Here is a 20,436-nt window from a genome sequence, read left to right as displayed (position 1 = left end):
AGTGAAGGAAACGCGCCCTCCTCTGGCCTCCGTTATCGAGACCTGACAGGATCTTCCACGCACGCTTTGCGGAAAGACCCACGGGACACGTCAAATGAAACACCGGGCGTTTCGGCCCGGCGTTGGCGGCTAACTAGGCGAAACATCGGGGAATGTCAACGCAAGGCCGGCTCATTTGGCATCGTGGAAGATGATGCCGAGGGTGAAACGCTCGCCATGGCGGATACGGCTGACACCATGGCGCATCTTGACCCGGTAGTCACCCCGCGTTCCCGCCCTTGGCCGGTCGCTGACGGCAAACAGCGCGCCCTCGCCCATTGCCAACGGCACGACTTCGGCGCGGGACTGCATGCGCGGCCGCTGCTCGGTCATGACGAACTCGCCACCCTCGAACTCCTTTGCCGGCTCGCTGAGCAGAATCACCAATTGCACCGGAAAGAGATGGGCGCCGTAGACGTCCTGGTGCAGGCAGTTGTAGTCGCCCGGGCCGTACTTCAACAGAAGCGGCGTCGGCTTCGCCTGCCCGTCCGCATGGCACTCGGCAAGGAAGGCATCAAGATCGGGCGGATAGCGCCGGTCGAGCCCCATGCGCTCGTTCCAGCCATTGGCGAAGGGAGCGAGACGTTGGTAGAAGCCCTGGCGAAGGCCGGCAATGATGTGGGGAAGCGGGTTGGCGAAGTACTTGTACTCACCCGCTCCGAAGCCGTGGCGCTGCATGACGATGCGGCTGCGGAAATGCGCTTCCTGATCGTAGAGCTTGCGCAGTTCGAGACAGGCCTGGCCATCGAGTAACCGGCCGGTCGGCGCCATGCCGAACTCGTCGAGTTCGCCGAGAACGGCCTCCCAGTTCACTTTCGAAACAACATCCTGGACATTCATAGCGGCGCTCCGTGTCGGGTTCGGCGCCGAATCTAGGCTGTCACCAGGCGTGCCGCATTCCGATTCCTGCGCGGGTCACGATCCGGCGTCGAACGTGCCTCGGGCGCAGCGCATCTGATCGCGATTGGCCGCCGCCCAGTCGCCGAGAGCGGCGATCGGCACGGCAATCGACTGGCCGAGTTCGGTCAGCCCGTACTCGACCTCCGGCGGCGTGGTCGGCCGCACCGTGCGCGTGACCAGCCCGTCACGCTCGAGCGAACGCAAGGTGACCGTCAGCATGCGCTGCGAAATGCCCTCGATCGACCGCTTCAGCGCGTTGAAGCGCACCGGCTGCTCCTGGAGGTTGATGATGACGAGGATGCTCCAGGTATCGCCGACACGGTCGAGCACCTCGCGGATGGGACAGGTGTCGCGGCCGTCGGTCTCGAAGCCCGGGGTGGTGTGCAGCAGCGGCGCCACTGCCGCTGCCTTCGCTGACGCGTTCATGCGGTTCTCCTGAAGTAACCTGGGCACGAAATCATGCGTTCTTTTCGCGTCCGGCCGGCCGAGCTATATGGTTATCGTTGGTAACCTGATTACAGATCATACCTGCTTTTGCCCGAATTGGCAAAACAGGCCGAACAAGGAGAACAGTCATGAAAATCGCTCTCATCGGTGCATCGGGCTTCGTCGGCGGCGCCGTGCTCAAGGAAGCAACCTCACGCGGCCACGCCGTTTCGGCCATCGCGCGCTCGCCCGAGAAGGTGGCTCCGCTCGACGGCGTCACAGCGGTCAAGGCCGACGTCACCGACGCAGGCGCGCTGAAAGCGGCGATCGCGGACAGCGACATCGTCATCTCTGCCTTCAACGGCGGCTGGGGCGACCCCGACATCTACGCCAAGCACCTCGCCGGCTCGAAGGCCATCGCGGCGGCCGCCAAGGCAGCGGGCAAGCGGGTGATCATCGTCGGCGGCGCCGGCAGCCTGGAAATTGACGGCAAGCAGCTCGTCGATGCTCCCGACTTCCCGGCGGCCTACAAGGACGGGGCGCTGGCGGCGCGGGACGCACTTGCCGCGCTGCGCAAGGAAAGCGGGCTCGACTGGTCATTCGTCTCGCCTGCGATCCTCCTCGCACCGGGCGAGCGCACCGGCAAGTTCCGGCTCGGCACGGACCAGCCGGTGTTCGATGCCAAGGGCGAAAGCCGCATATCGGTCGAGGACCTGGCTGTGGCCATCCTGGATGAGGCGGCAACGCCCAAGCATAGCGGCAAACGCTTTACCGCCGGATACTGATCAAGCATCCCTGCCGGGGCTCAGTGCTTCGTCTTGTGCTCCGGCAGGCCCTTGTGCTTGGTCTCGGCGAACTCCTCGAGTTCCTTCTCGGTCATCGATTCGTACATTTCCTTCGATGCGCCGACGAGTTCGCTCTTCTTGATTTCGCCGCGCTTGGCGGCAAGGGCCGCGCCGGCGGCCTTTTGCTGGGCTCTCGATGTGGCTGGCATGTCGTTTCTCCTGACCATTGCGGGTTTGGGAAACGCCTGCTGCCCGGCGATGTTCCAATCAGACCGTCAACCCGAAGCCCTGCATCAGCCGGCGCGTGGCGAAATCCGACCGCTGCGAGGTGAACACGGCAAGATCGGGGCCGGCCATGTCGCGGTTGCCACGCGAGCCTTCGAGCAGTGACTGCGCCCGGCGCGCGATGGCCTCGGCCGGATCGATCCAGTCGACCGGCCAGGGTGCGGTCTTGCGCATGCGGTTAACCAGGAACGGATAATGCGTGCAGGCGAGCACGACGATGTCGGTACGCCGGCCATCCTGCTCGATGAAGCAGGGCGCGATCTCGTCCTTCACCGCCTGCTCGTCGACGAAGCCGTCGCGCATGTAGGTTTCGGCCATCTGCGCCAGCCTGTCGCTGCCGACGAGGCGGACATGGCACTTCGTCGCCCACTGGGTGATCAGGTCGCGGGTGTATTGCCGCTTGACCGTGCCCGGCGTCGCCAGCACCGACACAAGACCAGAACGCGTGCGTTCGGCCGCCGGCTTGATCGCCGGCACGGTGCCGACGAACGGATGGCCAGGAAACGCCTCCCTGAGCGCATCGATGACCAGCGTCGAGGCGGTGTTGCACGGGATAACCGAGATCTCGGGATCGAAGCGCTGCAGCAGGCCGCCGAACAGATCGAGGATGCGGGCCTTGAGCGCCGGCTCTTCCCAGGCGCCATAGGGAAAGGCGGCGTCGTCGGCGACATAGACGAAGCGGCGCTCGGGCATCAGCACGCGTGCCTCGCGCAGCACGGTCAGTCCGCCGATGCCCGAATCGAACATAAGGACCGGACGGTCAGTCATTGTCGAGCCCTCGGCCGCCAAGCGGCGGCGTGTCGTCTTCATCGGTGCTCACTCTGCCTGAGTGGGCGGCGTGATCGACCTTGGCCTTGCGATCGGGGTAGCCAGCGCCACGCGGTTCCTTCGGCGAGAAATAGTCAAGCGATGCGACGACGCCACGCAGAACCTTGAGCTCGGGGGCGAAGAAGCCGGGCCGCGTCAGCACCGAGCGCAGGTTGTCGACCATCTTGGGCTTCTTGGCGGCGGGACGAAAATAGCCGCGCGCATCGAGGGCAGCTTCCAGGTGGTTGAGCAGCCCGTGCAACTGGTCCTTGGTCGCCGGCGCCATTTCGGGGCCGGTGAAATTGGTCTGGGTCTCGTCCTCCAGGCCGGATTTCATCCATTCGTAAGACATCAACAGCACGGCCTGGGCGATGTTGAGCGAGGCGAATTTGGGGTCGACCGGAAAGGTGACGATCTCGTCGGCAAGGCTCACTTCCTCGTTGTAGAGGCCAAAACGCTCGCGCCCGAACAGGATGCCGGTGCGAAGCCCCGACAGGGCGTGCCCGCGCAAGGTGCGCCCGGCTTCGACCGGGCCGGCGACACGCTTGAAGCCGTCGCGTTCCCGCGCCGTGGTGGCGAAGACGAAATTGAGATCGGCAATGGCCGATGCGAGGTCGGGATAGACCACGACGCCGTCGATGACGTGATCGGCATTGCTGGCGGCCGCCCTCGCCTTTTCGCTCGGCCAGCCGTCGCGCGGATTGACCAGGCGCAATTCGGCGAGACCGAAATTGGCCATGGCGCGCGCTACCATGCCGATGTTCTCGCCGAGCTGGGGCTCGACGAGGACGATGACGGGTGCCTGGGTCTGGATGGGAGTTTCTGACATTGCTGCGATTGAACCGAGAATTGCGCCTTTTGCGCGTCCCTGACATATTTGCGCGTGAAAATGAAGTTCCGGTAAGTGCCGGCCATGGCAGGCGACTTCGCCCAGCCGGAGGCGGCCGCCGAAGACGCCTGACGCCACCAAGAAAATAACCATGGCGTCTGCGACCGCGGAGGTCGCATGCGGTGCAGTTCATACAATGTCAGCAGACAGACCCAAGGTCGCAATCGCAATCATTTGCGCGGTCCGATTCGCTTTGGTATAGGGGCCGCACTCCCAATCGTGAACCTCCGGGACCGGCTGGTTCCAGGCAAGAAGAGGCTTTTTCCAAATGGCGAAGATCAAGGTGGCCAAGCCCGTCGTCGAACTCGACGGCGACGAGATGACCCGCATCATCTGGCAGTTCATCAAGGACAAGCTGATCCACCCCTATCTCGATCTCGACCTGGAATATTACGACCTCGGCATCGAGCACCGCGACGCCACCAACGACCAGGTGACGATCGACGCCGCCAACGCCATCAACAAGCACGGCGTCGGCGTGAAGTGCGCCACCATCACGCCCGACGAGCAGCGCGTCGAGGAATTCAAGCTCAAGAAGATGTGGAAGTCGCCCAACGGCACCATCCGCAACATCCTGGGCGGCACTATCTTCCGCGAACCGATCATCATGAAGAACGTGCCGCGCCTGGTGCCGGGCTGGACCAAGCCGATCATCGTCGGCCGCCACGCCTTCGGCGACCAGTACAAGGCGACCGATTTCAAGTTCCCCGGCAAGGGCAAGCTGTCGATCAAGTTCGTCGGCGACGACGGCCAGGTGATCGAGCACGACGTGTTCGACGCGCCGGGCGCCGGCGTGGCGATGGCCATGTACAACCTCGACGAGTCGATCCGCGAATTTGCCCGCGCCTCGCTGAACTACGGCCTGCTGCGCAACTATCCGGTCTACCTGTCGACCAAAAACACCATCCTCAAGGCCTATGACGGCCGCTTCAAGGACATCTTCCAGGACGTCTACGAGAAGGAATTCGAGGCCGAGTTCAAGGCACGCAAGCTGTGGTACGAACACCGCCTGATCGACGACATGGTGGCCTCGAGCCTGAAGTGGTCGGGTGGCTATGTCTGGGCATGCAAGAACTATGACGGCGACGTGCAGTCGGATACGGTCGCCCAGGGCTTCGGCTCGCTCGGCCTGATGACCTCCGTGCTGATGACGCCGGATGGCAAGACGGTGGAAGCGGAAGCCGCCCACGGCACCGTGACGCGCCACTATCGCCAGCACCAGAAGGGCGAGGAAACCTCGACCAACTCGATCGCCTCGATCTTCGCCTGGACCCGCGGTCTCGCGCACCGCGCCAAGCTCGACGACAACGCCGAGCTCAAGAAGTTCGCCGAGACGCTGGAGCGCGTCTGCATCCAGACCGTGGAGAGCGGCTTCATGACCAAGGACCTTTCGCTGCTGATCGGCCCGGACCAGCCATGGCTGTCGACCACCGGCTTCCTCGACAAGATCGACGAGAACCTGCAGAAGGCCGTGGGCTGAGCCCCACTCCAGGCCCACCAAAAAAGCCCCGGAGCGATCCCGGGGCTTTTTTCTTGCGGGCGCGCGCTTTGCGGTGCGTCCGTCGAGGCGTGTTGCGCAGATCCTCTGGTAAGGGAGGCTGGCGCGTCTGCTTCGAAGACAGAGGCGGCCCAGCCCCCTCAGACCAGCGGCAAATGGATGTCGGTGAGCAGTTCGGCCGGCGCCACGTCGCGCGGGTTGTTGACGTATTCCTCGAACATCACCGCATCGCGCAGTTCGCGGCCCGACTTCGGCAGCCATTCGGCATAGAGCCACTGGTAGGCCTTGTGCATCTCGGCATAGGGACCCTTGTGGCGCAGCACGACATAGTCGCCGCCGTCGACGGTCCGGCGTTCGAGCGGCGTCTCCACCGGGGTGGTGGCATCGGCGGTGACGCAGGCATAGGAACGCAGCTCGTCGGCTGCGACGATGTCGGGGTCGTCGAGATAAACACCGATCATGCGCATTTCGGGCCGGGCGCGGCCCCGCGCATAGAGCGTGCCGAACAGCTCCTCGAACGCCTTGCCGATCTGCATGTAGGAGCCGGTGTGCGCGACGCCGACCAGGTGAACCTCAGGTATCTTGCGAATTGCCACGTCGAACATGTGGGAAGCCTTTCCGTTTGATTGCAGGTCAAAGTGCGTGTGGCTTCCCTGTTTCCGGTAGCGCGCCGGCGGCATGCCATAGGCTGCCTTGAAGATGCGGTTGAACGACTGGACGTTGGGATAGCCAGATCGCTTTGCAATCTCGCCGACACTCAGATCCGTCGCCACGATATCGCCTGCGGCGCGGTGCAGCCGGAGGCGCTTGACCGTGGCGGCAGCCGTTTCGCCGTAGATGGCGCGATAGATCCGATGCCAGTGATAGCTCGACAGGCAGGCGATCTCGGCAAGGCGCTCCATGTCCAGCCCCTCGTCGAGGGTTCGATACCCTTTTCAGGCGGTCTTCATAGACCGCCCATGCCGTTTCACCGTTCATGCCTAGCCTCATGCAATTCGATCGGCTGGACGGAACCATAGATGGATTTGACAAATCCTGCTGACTTGCGACCGCGTGGCTGCAACAAAAAAGGCCCGCCGGAGCGGGCCTTTTTCATGTCAACTTTCGACAGTACCGGTCAGGCCGCAGCCATCGCCGCCTTGACCGCGGCAACCGCCTCGGCTGCCTTGGTGGCATCTGGTCCGCCGGCCTGGGCCATGTCGGCACGGCCGCCACCGCCCTGGCCGCCAAGGGCCGCGGAAGCCACGCGCACCAGATCGACCGCGCTGAAGCGCTTGGTCAGGTCATCGGTGACCGCGACGACGACGCTCGCCTTGCCATCATCGCCCGCACCGACGAACACCACCACGCCCGAACCGAGCGAGGCCTTGCCGGAATCGGCGAGCGGCTTGAGATCTTTCGGCGACACGCCCGACACCACCTTGCCGAGGAAGCTGACACCGGCGACAGTCTCGCCTTCATCGGCGGCGGCGCCACTGCCGGAGCTGCCAAGCGCGAGCTTCTTGCGCGCCTCAGTGAGTTCGCGCTCCAGCTTCTTGCGCTCCTCGACCAGCGCTTCGACGCGGGCCAGGACATCGCCGGGTGCTACCTTGAGCGTGGCCGCGACCGACTTGAGGCGGCGCTCCTGCTCGTCGAGATAGCGACGGGCGGCATCGCCCGTCAGCGCCTCGATACGGCGGACACCGGCAGCGACCGCGCCATCGGAGACGATGCGGATCAGGCCGATGTCGCCGGTGGAGCGGACATGCGTACCGCCGCAAAGCTCGACCGAATAGGGCCGGTTGGCCTTGGCGCCATGAACGCCGGTTCCCATGGAGACGACGCGGACCTCATCGCCGTATTTTTCGCCGAACAGCGCCATCGCACCCTCGGCAATGGCATCATCGACGCTCATCAGGCGCGTGGAGACCGGGCTGTTCTGCACCACGATCTCGTTCGACATGCGCTCGACTTCCTCAAGCTCTTCCGAAGAGATCGGCTTGTTGTGCGAGATGTCGAAGCGCAGGCGCTCGGGCGCGACCAGCGACCCCTTCTGGGCGACGTGGGTGCCGAGCACCTCGCGCAGCGCCTCGTGGATCAGGTGGGTGGCCGAGTGGTTCGAGCGCAGGCGCGTGCGCCTGTGGTGGTCGACCTTGAGCTCGACGGCCGCGCCAGTCTTGAGCTTGCCCCTGGTGACCTTGCCATAATGGACGAACAGGCCGTCGGCCTTTTTCTGGGTGTCGGTCACCTCGACGGCAAAGCCCTCGCCCGAGATGGTGCCGGTGTCGCCCATCTGGCCGCCCGACTCGCCGTAGAACGGGGTCTGGTTGACGACGATGGCGACGGTTTCGCCCTCGTCCACAGCATCGACGACAGCTCCGTCCTTGATCAGGGAAAGGATCACACCCTCGGCCTGCTCTGTCTCGTAACCAAGGAACTCGGTGGCGCCGGCCTTCTCACGAACGGAGAACCAGACGACCTCGGTCGCTGCCTCGCCAGAGCCGGCCCAATTGGCGCGCGCCTCGGCCTTCTGGCGCTCCATCGCCTCGGTGAAGCCGGCAAGATTGACCGAAATGTTGCGCTGGCGCAGCGCATCCTGCGTCAGGTCGAGCGGGAAGCCATAGGTGTCGTAGAGCTTGAAGGCGGTTTCGCCGTCGAGCATGTCGCCGGCACCCAGCGTCTCGGTCGCATCGGCCAGCAGGCCGAGGCCGCGGGCGAGCGTCTTGCGGAAACGGGTCTCTTCCAGCTTGAGCGTCTCGGTGATGAGCGCTTCGCCACGGACGAGCTCGGGATAGGCCTGTCCCATCTCGCGGATGAGCGCGGGCACCAGCTTCCACATCATCGGCTCCTGCGCGCCGAGAAGCTGCGCGTGGCGCATGGCACGGCGCATGATGCGGCGCAGCACATAGCCACGGCCTTCGTTGGAGGGCAGCACGCCATCGGCGACGAGGAAGCAGGACGAACGCAGGTGATCAGCCATGACGCGGTAGGACGCGACATTGCTCTCATCCGGGCCGCGGCCGATCGCCGATGACGCCGCGTCGATCAAGGTGCGGAACAGGTCGGTCTCGAACACGGTCTCGACGCCTTGCAGGATCGAGGCCATGCGCTCGAGGCCCATGCCGGTGTCGATGGACGGGCGCGGCAGGTCGATGCGCTCCTCTTTCGTCACCTGCTCGTATTGCATGAAGACGAGATTCCAGAACTCGAGGAAGCGGTCGCCATCCTCCTCCGGGCTGCCGGGAGGGCCGCCCCAGATGTGCTCGCCGCGGTCGATGAAGATCTCCGAGCACGGGCCGCAGGGGCCGGTGTCGCCCATCGCCCAGAAATTATCGGAGGTGGCGATGCGGATGATGCGGTCGTCTGAGAAGCCGGCGATCTTCTTCCAGTGTTCGGCCGCCTCGTCGTCGGTGTGGTAGACGGTGACGAGCAGCTTGTCCTTCTTGAGCCCATATTCCTTGGTGATCAGGTTCCAGGCGAGCTCGATCGCCTGCTCCTTGAAATAGTCGCCGAAGGAGAAGTTGCCGAGCATCTCGAAAAAGGTGAGATGGCGCGCGGTGTAGCCGACATTGTCGAGGTCGTTGTGCTTGCCGCCGGCGCGCACGCTCTTCTGCGCGGTCGCGGCGCGCGAATAGGGGCGGGTCTCAAGGCCGGTGAAGACGTTCTTGAATTGCACCATGCCGGCATTGGTGAACATCAAGGTCGGATCATTGCGCGGGACGAGCGGACTGGAGGCCACGACCTCGTGTCCGTTCTTCTTGAAGTAGTCGAGAAATGTCGACCGGATCTCGTTCACGCCACTCATATTGCCGCCTTTGATCGCCGCCCTGAACAGATGTTTCGCCGCCGCATGCGGGCGGGAATGGAACTGGCCTTTTAGCGGTCCGCCCCACCCCTGTCCAGAAACACTGGACGCGCGAAAACCCGGAAATCCGCCGCTCCGATGAAAGGCGCCGGCAGCGCAAACGCAAACCGCCGGCACAATGGCCGGCGGTCGCCCAGATCGTCATTCCCAAAGCTGGCCACGCCACACCGGCAGGCCAGCCGCCGGCACTTTTACATCGCGCCGGCTTCGTCGCCGTCGTCTTCCTCGCGCGAGCCGTTCTCGAGGAACTTCTCGGCGATCAGGCCGGCATTCTGCCTGAGCAGGGTCTCGATCTCACGCGCCGCGTCCGGATTGTTGCGCAGGAACAGCTTTGCGTTCTCGCGGCCCTGGCCGAGGCGCTGGGAATTGTAGGAGAACCAGGCACCGGACTTCTCGACCACGCCGGCCTTGACGCCGAGGTCGACGAGCTCGCCGGTCTTGGACACGCCTTCGCCATACATGATGTCGAACTCGACCTGCTTGAAGGGCGGAGCCAGCTTGTTCTTGACCACCTTGACGCGGGTCTGGTTGCCGACGACCTCGTCGCGGTCCTTGACCGAGCCGATGCGGCGGATGTCGAGACGAACCGAAGCATAGAACTTGAGCGCGTTGCCGCCCGTCGTCGTTTCGGGCGAACCGTACATGACGCCGATCTTCATGCGGATCTGGTTGATGAAGATGACCATGGTGTTGGAGCGCGAGATCGACGCGGTCAGCTTGCGCAGCGCCTGGCTCATCAGGCGGGCCTGCAGGCCGGGCAGCGACTCGCCCATCTCGCCTTCGATTTCAGCGCGCGGCGTCAAAGCCGCCACAGAGTCGACGACCAGGACGTCGATGGCACCCGAGCGGACCAGCGTGTCGCAGATCTCCAGCGCCTGCTCGCCGGTGTCGGGCTGCGAGATCAGCAGGTTTTCGAGATCGACACCAAGCTTGCGGGCATAGACCGGGTCGAGCGCATGTTCGGCGTCGACGAAGGCGCAGATGCCGCCCTTCTTCTGGGCTTCGGCAACGGTGTGCAGGGCAAGCGTCGTCTTGCCCGAGCTTTCCGGACCGTAGATCTCGATGATGCGGCCGCGCGGCAGGCCGCCGACGCCGAGCGCGATGTCGAGGCCGAGCGAGCCTGTGGAGACGGTGCCGATCTCGACGACCTGCTCGTTGGCGCCGAGCCGCATGATCGAGCCCTTGCCGAAGGCGCGTTCGATCTGCGACAGCGCCGCGTCCAGAGCCTTAGATTTGTCCACCGAATTTTCCTCTACAAGCCGCAATGAATTTTGAGCCATGATACATCACCCCGTGGTCATCAATGAAGGCCGGTCTATCCGATGCCGATACAAATTTGTACCGGTTTTGTTCACATTTGGCAAGAGCAGCCAAATTATTGATATTGAATGCAAATCTGCATCGTGTTCTTTTTTTGTTTTTGCACCACGCGTGATCCGATGTCGCATCGAGCCGAAAGCCCCTCGCCCGGAAAAGCCCGTCATCGCGATTCGGCGGCGGTTGCCGCCCTCCGCGCGGAACACTAAGTTCGCCGCCTGAAACGCCAACGGACAGCAGCAGCATGAAGTCACCCAGAATCCTTGCCATCGGCGGCGCCCATGTCGACCGACGCGGGCGGATGTCGGCTCCCTTCGTGCCCGGGGCCTCGATCCCCGGGGCCATGAGCGAAGAGGTCGGCGGCGGGGCTTTCAACGCGCTGCGCGGTGCGGTCCGGCGGGGCGCGGCAGGTTCGCTGATGTCGGTGCGCGGCGGCGATGCCGCCGGCGAGGCGGTGGCGGCGGAAATCGCATCCAACGGCATCTCGGACCTGTCGGCGGTGTTTCTCGACCGCGCGACGCCAAGCTACACGGCCCTGCTCGACCGCGGCGGCGACGTGGTGGCGGCGCTTGCCGACATGGGACTGTATGAGCTGGCGTTTCCGAAACAGATGCGGCGCGCCAAGATGCGCGAGGCGATCGCGGCAGCCGATGCCGTGCTGTGCGACGCCAACCTGCCGGAGACGGCACTTTGGCGGCTGGCGGAAGCGGCCGGCACTGTGCCGTTGTTTGCCATCGCCATATCGCCGGCCAAGGCGGTGCGCATGGTGCCGATCCTCGACAGGCTGTCATGCCTGTTCATGAACCGGCGCGAGGCCGCAGTGCTGGCCGGAACCAATGCCGAAGCCGACGCCAGCGAGATCGCGCGCGGGCTGCGCGCCGCAGGGCTCAAGCGTGGCGTCGTCACCGCCGGCGGCAGCGCGGTCTTCGCCTTTGACGCCGAAGGGCTATCGATGATCGCCCCGCCGGCGCCGCGCCAGGTCGTCGACGTCACCGGCGCCGGCGACGCGCTGGCGGGCACGACCACGGTCGCCTTGCTGCGCGGCGAAGGGCTGGCAAGCGCATTGAGGCAAGGCATCGCCGCCGCGGTGCTGGCCATCGAGAGCCCATCCGCCGTACCGGAACTCGGCCAGGCAGCCTTCGACGAGGTGCTGGCCCTTGTGCCGCAAGCCCGGGAAATGGCATGACGCGGACCAAGGAGATCACCATGACGCCAGAAACCGCCCGTCCCTTCATCGACATCCACGCTCCCGTCGCGGCCGCGCTCGCCGCAGGCAAGCCGGTCGTGGCGCTCGAAAGCACCATCATCACCCACGGCATGCCCTATCCCGACAACAGCGCGATGGCGGCGAATGTCGAGAAGATCATCTCCGACGAAGGTGCGGTGCCGGCAACGATCGCGGTCATCAACGGCCGCATCAAGATCGGCCTGTCCGACGGCGAGCGCGAGTCGCTGGCGATGACCGGCGGCGCCATGAAGCTGTCGCGCGCCGACATCGCCTATGCGGTGGCGGAAGGCCGCACCGGCGGCACGACGGTGGCAGCGACGATGATCGCGGCGCATCTCGCCGGCATCAAGGTGTTCGCCACCGGCGGCATCGGCGGCGTGCACAAGGGCGCGGAGAAGAGCTTCGACATCTCCGCCGACCTCGACGAGCTGGCGCGCACGCCCGTCATCGTGGTGTCGGCCGGGGCCAAGGCCATCCTCGACATCGAAAAGACGCTCGAAGTGCTGGAGACGCGCGGCGTGCCTGTCGTCGCCTTCGGCTCCGACATCGTGCCGGCGTTCTGGTCGCGCAAATCGCCCTATGCGGCGCCGCTCAGGCTCGATGCTCCCGAGAAGATCGCCCGCCTGCACGCGACCCGTGGTGCGCTTGGCCTCGACGGCGGTCTGCTGGTGGCGAACCCGGTGCCGGAGAGCGACGAGATCCCCGCTGACAAGATGGCCGGCTACATCGAGGCGGCGCAGAAGGCAGCCGAAGCCCAGAACATCTCGGGCAAGGCGGTGACGCCGTTCCTGCTGGCGAAGATTCTCGAGCTGACCAACGGCGCCAGCCTCAAGACCAACATCGCGCTGGTGGAAAACAATGCACGGCTAGCGGCAAAGGTGGCAATCGCGCTTGCCAAGGCGTGAGCGGCCGTAAGACGCCTCAATATTAGCATTTCATAATATACATTCCGGACAGGCAGGCATAAGCTGCAGCGCGGCCAGCCGTCCGGAATTGACCGGCGGCATCATCGGAGCTGAGTGATGTCCGGCATTGGCGGGCGTTGCCGATATGCCAGGTTGCAGCCAGCCGCATGCTGTTGCGCGACCCTGCTCGCACTGCCAGCATTTTTCATCACAATCGCCCCTTCATCGGCGCACAGGGCGGCTACCGGCTGGACTTATCCGCCGGCCTGCTGCCATGGCGACGTCGAACATGGCGAGTGCCGGACCATTCCCGAAAAGGCGGTGAAGGAGAATGGCGGCGGCTGGTCTATCGTGCTGGAACCTGGCGATCACCCCAAGGTGACGCACCGCAACCGCTATTTCGTACCTTACGGCTCGGAAATACCCTCGGGCGACGGCGACTATCATATCTGCCTGCATCCGACCGAAGAGCACGAGAACTGCTTCTTCGTACCGCCCGGCGCGATGTGACTACTTCTTGCTGCGCAGTGCCGCCTCGAAGGCCTTGCGCGCCCACCCGGCCATTTCGTCGGGGTCGTCGACAGCGCTTTCGGGGATGGTCCAGTAGGGCATGTTGACCGGCCGCCCGCCGGCATCGGTCCAGCGCGCAGCACCAGCCGCCTCGAAATCGGGCGCGCTCACGGCGTCCGCCTTGAGCAGGATTTCGCCGCGCACCTCGACGCCGACGATCAGGCCATCATGGTAGATACCCTTGCCGCCGAACATCTTGCGGATGGTGACCTCGCCAAGGCCGGAGAAGGTCTCGCGGATGGCTTCGTCGCTCATTGGCGATCCTCCTTGCCATGTGTCTCGTGCATCAACATCGCCCAACGCTTGACCTGCGATGGCGAGATACCGACACACTGAGCCATGTACAGCGGATGATGCGTTTCATGAAGCGCGACGCGCGGGCGAAGCCGCTCCGGCTGGAACCAGACATCGGCGTTGAGAAACAGCGAACTGGGAAACCCCGGCACGTCGTGCATGAGGTAGCCGAAGCAGCCTTCCTCGGCGTAGGCGCCGGAGACAAAACCCTCTCTGTAGATATCCCAACTGCGCTCCGACAACGACATCCAGACGCCGAGGCGGAATTCTGTCGAGAGGTTCGGCACTGGCAACGGCAGAAGGCAGCGGATGAAGCGATCGACCTCGCCGGTCGAATAGCGCACCTCGCAGAAATCATCATCGAGGTTCGACGCCGCCCGCGTCGCATCGTCAAGCGAGTCCCAGTCGACAGGCTCGCCGAACATCATGTCCATCGGCAGGCCGACATGTTCTTCGCTGCAACATGAGCACCGCCAGCGATAGGCTTCGGCGCTCATCGGCTTGCTTCTAGGCCGGGCTTTGCGCGCGTGCTTCGGCGAGCGCCTTGAGATCGGCGGGCTTCAGTTCGACGGATTCGCCGCAACCGCAGGCAGAACTCTGGTTCGGGTTGGAAAAGGTGAAGCCGGTGCGCAGCGTCGTGACCTCGAAATCCATCTGCGTGCCGAAGAGGAACAGTGCCGCCTCAGGCGCGACATAGACATGGGCGCCGTCGCGCTCGATGTGGTCGTCCTTGGGGTTCGGCTCGGTCACCAGGTCGACCGTGTATTCCATGCCCGCGCAGCCACCCTTCTTGATGCCGAGGCGAATCCCTCGCGCATTCTCGCGGGTGGCCATGATCTCGCGCACGCGCTCGGCGGCCCTGTCGGTCATTGAGATGACGGCGAAGCGTCCCATTCCAGTCTCCATTCGTCGACGGGTTCAAGGCCCGCGGAATGACTCATTCCAAAGCTAAGATGGTGAAGATTGCTTCTTCGTGCAAGCCTCACCAAACAGTGGCCTAGTACCAGCCCACCGCGACCTGGGCCTCTTCCGACATGCGGTCGGGGGTCCATGGCGGGTCGAAGGTCATGGTGACCTCGACGCCCGACACGCCTTCGACGGCGCCGACGGCGTTCTGCACCCAGCCGGGCATTTCGCCTGCTACCGGGCAGCCCGGCGCGGTCAGCGTCATGTCGATCCTGACGGTGCGGTCGTCCTCGATGTCGATCTTGTAGATGAGGCCGAGCTCATAAATGTCGGCGGGGATTTCCGGGTCGTAGACCGTTTTCAACGCCGAAACGATGTCGTCGGTCAGGCGCGCCAGCTCATCAGCCGGAATGGCCGAGGCTGAAACGATGCCCTTGCCGGCCGTTTCCGGCGCGGTGTCGTCAACTGTGGCGGCGATAACGTCTTCCATGGTGCTCACCCGAAGAATTTGCGCGCTTTTTCAAGCGCTTCGGCCAGGACGTCGATCTCGGCCTTCGTATTGTACATGGCAAAGGACGCCCTGCATGTGGAGGTTACGCCGAAGCGTTTCAACAGCGGCTGGGCGCAATGCGTGCCGGCGCGCACGGCGACGCCCTGGCGGTCGATGACCATCGACACGTCATGGGCGTGGATGCCCTGCAGCTCGAACGAGACGATGGCACCCTTGCCGGGCGCGTCGCCGAAGATGCGCAGCGAATTGATGGCGCGCAGTCGTTCATGGGCATAGTCGCGCAGCATCTCCTCGTGCGCCGCGATGCGCTCGCGGCCGATGCTGTCCATGTAGTCGAGCGCGGCACCCAGGCCGATGGCCTGGACGATCGGGGGCGTGCCGGCCTCGAAGCGGTGCGGCGGCTCGTTGTAGGTGACGATGTCCTCGGTGACCTCGACGATCATCTCGCCGCCGCCCTGGAAGGGACGCATGCGCTCAAGCAGTTCGCGCTTGCCGTAGAGCACGCCGATGCCCGAAGGGCCGTAGAGCTTGTGGCCGGTCATGACGAAGAAGTCACAATCGAGGTCCTGCACGTCGATCGGCATGTGGACGGCACTCTGGCTGCCATCGACCAAGACCGGGATGCCGCGCGCATGCGCGATGCGGCAAATCTCCTTGATCGGCGTGACCGTGCCGAGCGCGTTCGACATGTGCGTGACGGCGACCAGTTTCGTGCGACCGGTCAGGCGCTTTTCGAATTCCTCGATGTGGAAGGCGCCGAGATCGTCGACCGGTACCCAGACCAGCCTGGCGCCCTGGCGCTCCCTGATGAAGTGCCACGGCACGATGTTGGAGTGGTGCTCCATGATCGACAGCACGATCTCGTCGCCCTCACCGATGTTCGGCATGCCATAGCCATAGGCGACGGTGTTGATCGCCGAAGTGGCGTTGGAGGTGAAGACGATCTGGTCGACGCTGGGCGCGTTGAGGAAGCGGCGCACGCTCTCGCGCGCCTTCTCATAGGCGTCGGTCGCGGCATTGGAGAGATAATGCAGGCCGCGGTGAACGTTGGCGTATTCATTGGAATAGGCGTTGGCGATGGTGTCGATCACGACCTGCGGCTTCTGGGCCGAGGCGCCGTTGTCGAGATAGACGAGCGGCTTGCCGTAGACCTCGCGCGACAGGATCGGGAAGTCGCGGCGGATCGCCTCGACGTCATAGGTGCTGTCTTCGACTTTCTTGTCCATCGCGTCTTCTCTAAGCCACGTTTCTTCCAACACCCCTCATCCGTCTTGGCGCTTCGAGCCAATCCCTTCTCCCACAAGGGGAGAAGGCGGGCGCGGTCCCTTCTCCCCTTGCGGGAGAAGGTGGCCGAGCGGAGCGAGGTCGGTTGAGGGGTGCTGCTCGCGCCCCTCAACCGTTACCCATGCGTCGCAAACCAGTTGCCCAGCAGCTCTTCCAGCGGATCGACGACCGTTTCGTCCTCGAGCTCCTCGATGACTTCGGCCAGGAACGCCCGCACCAGAAGGCCGCGGGCTGTCTTTTCGTCGACGCCGCGCGCCATCAGGTAGAACAGGTGGTTGCGGTCGATCTCGGTGACGGTGGCGCCATGGCCGCAGGCGACGTCGTCGGCGAAAATCTCCAGCTCCGGCTTGGTCGAGAACTCGCCGTCGTCAGACAGCAGCAGCGTGTTGCAGGCCATGCGGGCGTCGGTCTTCTGGGCGATCTGGTGCACGTTGATGCGGCCCTGGAACACACCCTTGGCGCGGCCGGTGACGACGTTGCGCACGACTTCGGTCGAGGTGGTGTGCGGCACCGCATGGTCGAGCACCATGGTGACGTCGACATGACTGTCGCCGGCAAGCAGGTTGACGCCGCGCAGCTTGAAGTCGGCGCCTTCGCCATTGGCCTTGACGATGACCTCCTGGCGCACGAGCTTGCCGCCAGCGTTCATGACGAACAGCGTGAGCCTGGCGTTCTTGCCGAGTTCGGCCTTGAACTGGGCGAGATGGGTCGCCGTCTCCGGCTGGTCCTGGACGATCAGCCACAGCACCTCGGCATCATCGCCGAGCAGCAACTGGCTGACGGAACTGACAAGGCCTACGCCCTCGCCCGTCTGGCGTTCGACGATGATGGCCTTGGAGCCGGCGCCGACACGCACCGGCAGGCGCACATGGCTCTGGCCACCGGCCTGGATGTTCTGCAGCTCGATCGGCTTCTCAAGCTGAGTACCCGCTTCGATGTCGACGAAGTAGCCGTCTGCAACGAAGGCCGTGTTGAGCGCACCGACAGCGTCGTCGCTGCCATAGGTGACCAGCGCCGGCGCGTAGCTGCCATCGACGAGCTTGTCGCCGAGGCGCTGGAACGACACGCCTTCCAAATCCGGCGTGGCCGACGAAACGCCGTTGACGATCGAAAGCAGGGTCGAGCCTTCGAGCAGGGGCGCAATCGCCTTGGCTTCGGCGCTGGCATCGAAGGCCGGCACGGAAGCCAGAAGGCGACGCAGGTCGGTGTAGTGCCAGGATTCGACCCGGCGGGTCGGCAGGCCTGCCTTGATCTGCTCGATCGCATCGTCGCGCTTGACCATGATCGCTCCGTCGCCGGGCAGCAGCGACAGCCGCTCGCCGAAGGCATCGACGATCGCCGCCTCCGCCGGGGTCCGCTGTATTTCAGCTCGCATGTTCATGACCGACACCTCAAGCAGCCTCTTCGATGATCCCGGCGTAGCCGTTCTCTTCGAGTTCGAGCGCCAGCGACTTGTCGCCCGACTTGATGACCTGGCCCTTGTAGAGGACGTGGACGGTATCCGGCACGATGTGGTCGAGCAGGCGCTGGTAGTGGGTGATGACGATGATGGCGCGGTCGGGCGAACGCAGGGCGTTGACGCCGTCGGAGACGATCTTGAGCGCGTCGATGTCGAGGCCGGAGTCGGTCTCGTCGAGGACGCACAGCTTCGGCTCCAGCAGCTTCATCTGCAGGATCTCGGCGCGCTTCTTTTCGCCGCCGGAGAAGCCGACATTGACCGGACGCTTGAGCATGTTGAAGTCCATCTCGAGCGTGCCGGCGGCGTCCTTCACGCGCTTGATGAATTCAGGCACCTTGAGCGGCTCCTCGCCACGCGCCTTGCGCTGCGAGTTCATCGCGACCTTGAGGAACTCCATGGTGGCGACGCCCGGTATCTCCATCGGATACTGGAAGGCCAGGAACAGGCCCTTGGCGGCGCGCTCGGCGGGGTCCATCTCAAGGATCGACTCGCCGTTGTAGAGAATGTCGCCCTCGGTGACCTCGTAGTCGTCGCGGCCGGCGAGGATGTAGGACAGCGTCGACTTGCCCGAGCCGTTAGGGCCCATGATGGCAGCGACTTCGCCGGCCTTCACGGTCAGGTTGAGGCCGCGGATGATCTCGGTGCCGCTCTCGGCGATGCGGGCATGCAGGTTCTTGATCTCAAGCATTTTTCTTCAGCTTTCTTCACATCTGGCGCCGAGCGGGCGGCGCAATTCCTGTCAATGACGTTGCCGGCGCGGCACGGAATTCTCAGATCCCGAACACACGGCGCAGCAGCGGCAAAAGGCTTGCGGCAACGATGCCGGTGATGGTTCCCACGACAAGCCGTGCAGCACGCGACTGAAACGACGGCGCAGCCGCCGCAAGTCCGCCGCAGACGACCGCGTAGAAGACCATCGTGACCGGATCCATCAGCCGACGCTCCCCTCGAGGCTGATGCCGATGAGCTTCTGCGCCTCGACGGCAAACTCCATCGGCAGTTCCTGGATGACTTCCTTGACGAAGCCGTTGACGATCAGCGCGATGGCTTCCTCCTCGGGAATGCCGCGCTGCATGACGTAGAACTTCTGGTCGTCGGAGATCTTCGAGGTCGTCGCCTCGTGCTCGAACTGGGCCGTGGCGTTCTTGGCTTCGATGTAAGGCACGGTGTGCGCGCCGCACTGGTTGCCGATCAGCAACGAGTCGCACTGGGTGAAGTTACGGGCGTTGGTCGCCTTGCGGTGAGCCGAGACCTGGCCGCGATAGGTGTTTTGCGAATTGCCGGCAGCAATGCCCTTGGAGATGATGCGGCTCGACGTGTTCTTGCCGAGGTGGATCATCTTGGTGCCCGAATCGATCTGCTGGTAGCCGTTGGACACGGCGATCGAGTAGAACTCGCCGCGGCTGTCGTCGCCGCGCAGGATGCAGGACGGGTACTTCCAGGTGATGGCCGAACCGGTCTCGACCTGGGTCCAAGAGATCTTCGACCGGTCGCCACGGCAGTCGCCGCGCTTGGTGACGAAGTTGTAGATGCCGCCCTTGCCCTGGGCATCGCCCGGGTACCAGTTCTGGACGGTTGAATACTTGATCTCGGCATCGTCGAGCGCGACCAGCTCGACCACGGCGGCGTGGAGTTGGTTCTCGTCGCGCTGGGGTGCGGTGCAGCCCTCGAGATAAGAGACGTAGGCCCCCTCCTCGGCGATGATCAGCGTGCGCTCGAACTGGCCGGTGTTCTTCTCGTTGATGCGGAAATAGGTCGACAGTTCCATCGGGCAACGCACGCCCTTGGGCACGAAGACGAAGGAGCCATCGGTGAATACGGCCGAATTCAGCGTCGCATAATAGTTGTCGGAAGTCGGCACGACCGAGCCGAGGTACTTCTTGATCAGCTCGGGATGCTCGCGGATGGCTTCCGAGATCGAGCAGAACATGACGCCGGCCTTGGCCAGCTCTTCCTTGAAGGTGGTGACGACCGAGATCGAGTCGAACACGGCGTCGACGGCGACGCGGCCCGACTTGTAGACGTTGTCGCCCGGCTCGTCTTCGGACAGGTCGCCGACAGGTGCCGCTTCCTTCTGGACGCCGGCGAGGATTTCCTGCTCGCGCAGCGGGATGCCGAGCTTCTCATAGACCTTGAGAATCTCGGGATCGACCTCGTCGAGCGACTTGGGGCCCGACTGGTTCTTCGGCGCGGCGTAATAGTAGATGTCCTGGAAGTCGATCTTGGGATAGTCGACGCGCGCCCAGGTCGGCTCTTCGAGCGTCAGCCAGCGGCGGAACGCTTCCAGGCGCCATTCGAGCATCCATTCCGGTTCGTTCTTCTTGTTCGAGATGAAACGAATGATGTCTTCGTTCAGGCCCTTGGGAGCCTTTTCAGTCTCGATCTCGGTCTCGAATCCGTATTTGTACTGGTCCACATCGATCTTGCGGACCTGCTCGATCGTTTCCTGCACAGCAGGCATAAGCGTTCTCCATCCACGCCGGGGTCAA

22 protein-coding genes and 1 pseudogene are annotated in these 20,436 nt (G+C 64.1%); 5 read left to right on the top strand and 18 right to left on the bottom strand.

Features of this window, described 5'->3' with window-relative positions:
- Positions 1-171: 171 nt before the first annotated feature.
- Together GGR00_RS11395 and GGR00_RS11390 are read right to left on the bottom strand one after the other, a co-directional pair.
- Complete coding sequence (locus GGR00_RS11395; protein ID WP_184699507.1) at positions 172-879, bottom strand: 2OG-Fe(II) oxygenase; 708 nt, start codon at positions 877-879, stop codon at positions 172-174.
- 75 nt (positions 880-954) lie between these two features.
- The gene (locus GGR00_RS11390) at positions 955-1,365 is read right to left on the bottom strand and encodes a winged helix-turn-helix transcriptional regulator (RefSeq protein WP_055971219.1); all 411 of its coding nucleotides are present in this window, start codon (positions 1,363-1,365) and stop codon (positions 955-957) included.
- A 149-nt stretch (positions 1,366-1,514) separates the two neighbouring features.
- Here GGR00_RS11390 and GGR00_RS11385 point away from each other — a divergent pair, with 149 nt between their 5' ends.
- Positions 1,515-2,150: an NAD(P)-dependent oxidoreductase gene (locus tag GGR00_RS11385; RefSeq protein WP_184699506.1), complete on the top strand. Its 636-nt coding sequence runs from the start codon at positions 1,515-1,517 to the stop codon at positions 2,148-2,150.
- A gap of 20 nt (positions 2,151-2,170) precedes the next feature.
- Here the strand turns inward: GGR00_RS11385 and GGR00_RS11380 are convergent, their stop codons facing one another.
- The 3 genes from GGR00_RS11380 to GGR00_RS11370 are packed head-to-tail and all read right to left on the bottom strand — an operon-like array spanning position 2,171 to position 4,071.
- A complete protein-coding gene (locus GGR00_RS11380; protein WP_055971669.1) occupies positions 2,171-2,359 on the bottom strand; it encodes a DUF3008 family protein in 189 nt (62 codons plus the stop codon).
- Between the two features lie 58 nt (positions 2,360-2,417).
- Positions 2,418-3,203 (bottom strand): glutamate racemase, encoded by a 786-nt coding sequence (murI, locus tag GGR00_RS11375; protein WP_055971672.1) that lies wholly within the window; start codon positions 3,201-3,203, stop codon positions 2,418-2,420.
- The gene (locus GGR00_RS11370; RefSeq protein ID WP_184699505.1) at positions 3,196-4,071 is read right to left on the bottom strand and encodes an RNA methyltransferase; all 876 of its coding nucleotides are present in this window, start codon (positions 4,069-4,071) and stop codon (positions 3,196-3,198) included. The genes murI and GGR00_RS11370 overlap by 8 nt, the downstream gene beginning before the upstream one ends.
- Before the next feature lie 328 nt (positions 4,072-4,399).
- Here GGR00_RS11370 and GGR00_RS11365 point away from each other — a divergent pair, with 328 nt between their 5' ends.
- Positions 4,400-5,611: an NADP-dependent isocitrate dehydrogenase gene (locus GGR00_RS11365; RefSeq protein WP_055971228.1), complete on the top strand. Its 1,212-nt coding sequence runs from the start codon at positions 4,400-4,402 to the stop codon at positions 5,609-5,611.
- Positions 5,612-5,769: 158 nt separating this feature from the next.
- Here GGR00_RS11365 and GGR00_RS11360 read toward each other — a convergent pair.
- From GGR00_RS11360 to GGR00_RS11345, 4 genes and pseudogenes are all read right to left on the bottom strand, one after another.
- Positions 5,770-6,607, bottom strand: a pseudogene (locus GGR00_RS11360) (AraC family transcriptional regulator).
- 139 nt (positions 6,608-6,746) lie between these two features.
- A complete protein-coding gene (gene alaS, locus GGR00_RS11355; protein WP_184699504.1) occupies positions 6,747-9,413 on the bottom strand; it encodes an alanine--tRNA ligase in 2,667 nt (888 codons plus the stop codon).
- A gap of 251 nt (positions 9,414-9,664) precedes the next feature.
- Positions 9,665-10,753 (bottom strand): recombinase RecA, encoded by a 1,089-nt coding sequence (gene recA, locus GGR00_RS11350; RefSeq protein ID WP_055971237.1) that lies wholly within the window; start codon positions 10,751-10,753, stop codon positions 9,665-9,667.
- Positions 10,701-11,036, bottom strand: coding sequence for a hypothetical protein (locus tag GGR00_RS11345; RefSeq protein WP_162244891.1), 336 nt, complete (start codon positions 11,034-11,036; stop codon positions 10,701-10,703). Before GGR00_RS11345 ends, recA begins: the two co-directional genes overlap by 53 nt.
- Here GGR00_RS11345 and GGR00_RS11340 point away from each other — a divergent pair.
- The 3 genes from GGR00_RS11340 (at position 11,035) to GGR00_RS28265 (ending at position 13,433) form a co-directional block, all read left to right on the top strand.
- Positions 11,035-11,976, top strand: coding sequence for a carbohydrate kinase family protein (locus GGR00_RS11340; protein WP_184699503.1), 942 nt, complete (start codon positions 11,035-11,037; stop codon positions 11,974-11,976). The two genes, GGR00_RS11345 and GGR00_RS11340, sit on opposite strands and share 2 nt — an antisense overlap.
- Positions 11,977-11,996: 20 nt before the next feature.
- Positions 11,997-12,923 (top strand): pseudouridine-5'-phosphate glycosidase, encoded by a 927-nt coding sequence (locus tag GGR00_RS11335; protein ID WP_055971675.1) that lies wholly within the window; start codon positions 11,997-11,999, stop codon positions 12,921-12,923.
- Between the two features lie 321 nt (positions 12,924-13,244).
- A complete protein-coding gene (locus GGR00_RS28265) occupies positions 13,245-13,433 on the top strand; it encodes a hypothetical protein (RefSeq protein ID WP_244487756.1) in 189 nt (62 codons plus the stop codon).
- On the opposite strand, the gene GGR00_RS11325 is transcribed toward GGR00_RS28265, so the two are convergent.
- From GGR00_RS11325 to sufB, 9 genes are all read right to left on the bottom strand, one after another.
- Entirely contained in the window at positions 13,434-13,748 is a 315-nt protein-coding gene (locus tag GGR00_RS11325; RefSeq protein ID WP_184699502.1) for a TfoX/Sxy family protein, read from the bottom strand.
- Positions 13,745-14,284, bottom strand: coding sequence for a DUF2199 domain-containing protein (locus GGR00_RS11320; protein ID WP_082496401.1), 540 nt, complete (start codon positions 14,282-14,284; stop codon positions 13,745-13,747). Before GGR00_RS11320 ends, GGR00_RS11325 begins: the two co-directional genes overlap by 4 nt.
- A 10-nt stretch (positions 14,285-14,294) precedes the next feature.
- The gene (gene sufA / locus GGR00_RS11315; protein WP_055971247.1) at positions 14,295-14,681 is read right to left on the bottom strand and encodes a Fe-S cluster assembly scaffold SufA; all 387 of its coding nucleotides are present in this window, start codon (positions 14,679-14,681) and stop codon (positions 14,295-14,297) included.
- 103 nt (positions 14,682-14,784) lie between these two features.
- Positions 14,785-15,183, bottom strand: a complete 399-nt coding sequence (locus GGR00_RS11310) for an SUF system Fe-S cluster assembly protein (protein WP_184699501.1) — start codon at positions 15,181-15,183, stop codon at positions 14,785-14,787.
- Positions 15,184-15,188: 5 nt separating this feature from the next.
- Positions 15,189-16,430, bottom strand: a complete 1,242-nt coding sequence (locus GGR00_RS11305; protein WP_184699500.1) for a cysteine desulfurase — start codon at positions 16,428-16,430, stop codon at positions 15,189-15,191.
- Positions 16,431-16,603: 173 nt separating this feature from the next.
- The gene (sufD, locus tag GGR00_RS11300; protein WP_184699499.1) at positions 16,604-17,869 is read right to left on the bottom strand and encodes a Fe-S cluster assembly protein SufD; all 1,266 of its coding nucleotides are present in this window, start codon (positions 17,867-17,869) and stop codon (positions 16,604-16,606) included.
- 10 nt (positions 17,870-17,879) lie between these two features.
- On the bottom strand, positions 17,880-18,635 hold the full coding sequence (gene sufC / locus GGR00_RS11295; protein ID WP_055971255.1) for a Fe-S cluster assembly ATPase SufC: 756 nt from the start codon (positions 18,633-18,635) through the stop codon (positions 17,880-17,882).
- Between the two features lie 82 nt (positions 18,636-18,717).
- Positions 18,718-18,879 (bottom strand): hypothetical protein, encoded by a 162-nt coding sequence (locus GGR00_RS11290; RefSeq protein ID WP_184117326.1) that lies wholly within the window; start codon positions 18,877-18,879, stop codon positions 18,718-18,720.
- Positions 18,879-20,408: a Fe-S cluster assembly protein SufB gene (gene sufB, locus GGR00_RS11285; protein WP_184699498.1), complete on the bottom strand. Its 1,530-nt coding sequence runs from the start codon at positions 20,406-20,408 to the stop codon at positions 18,879-18,881. The genes GGR00_RS11290 and sufB overlap by 1 nt, the downstream gene beginning before the upstream one ends.
- Positions 20,409-20,436: the final 28 nt, after the last annotated feature.

The organism is Aminobacter aganoensis, assembly GCF_014206975.1.
In the GTDB taxonomy this organism is placed as follows: domain Bacteria; phylum Pseudomonadota; class Alphaproteobacteria; order Rhizobiales; family Rhizobiaceae; genus Aminobacter; species Aminobacter aganoensis.
This window is presented reverse-complemented; position numbering and strand designations above follow the sequence as displayed.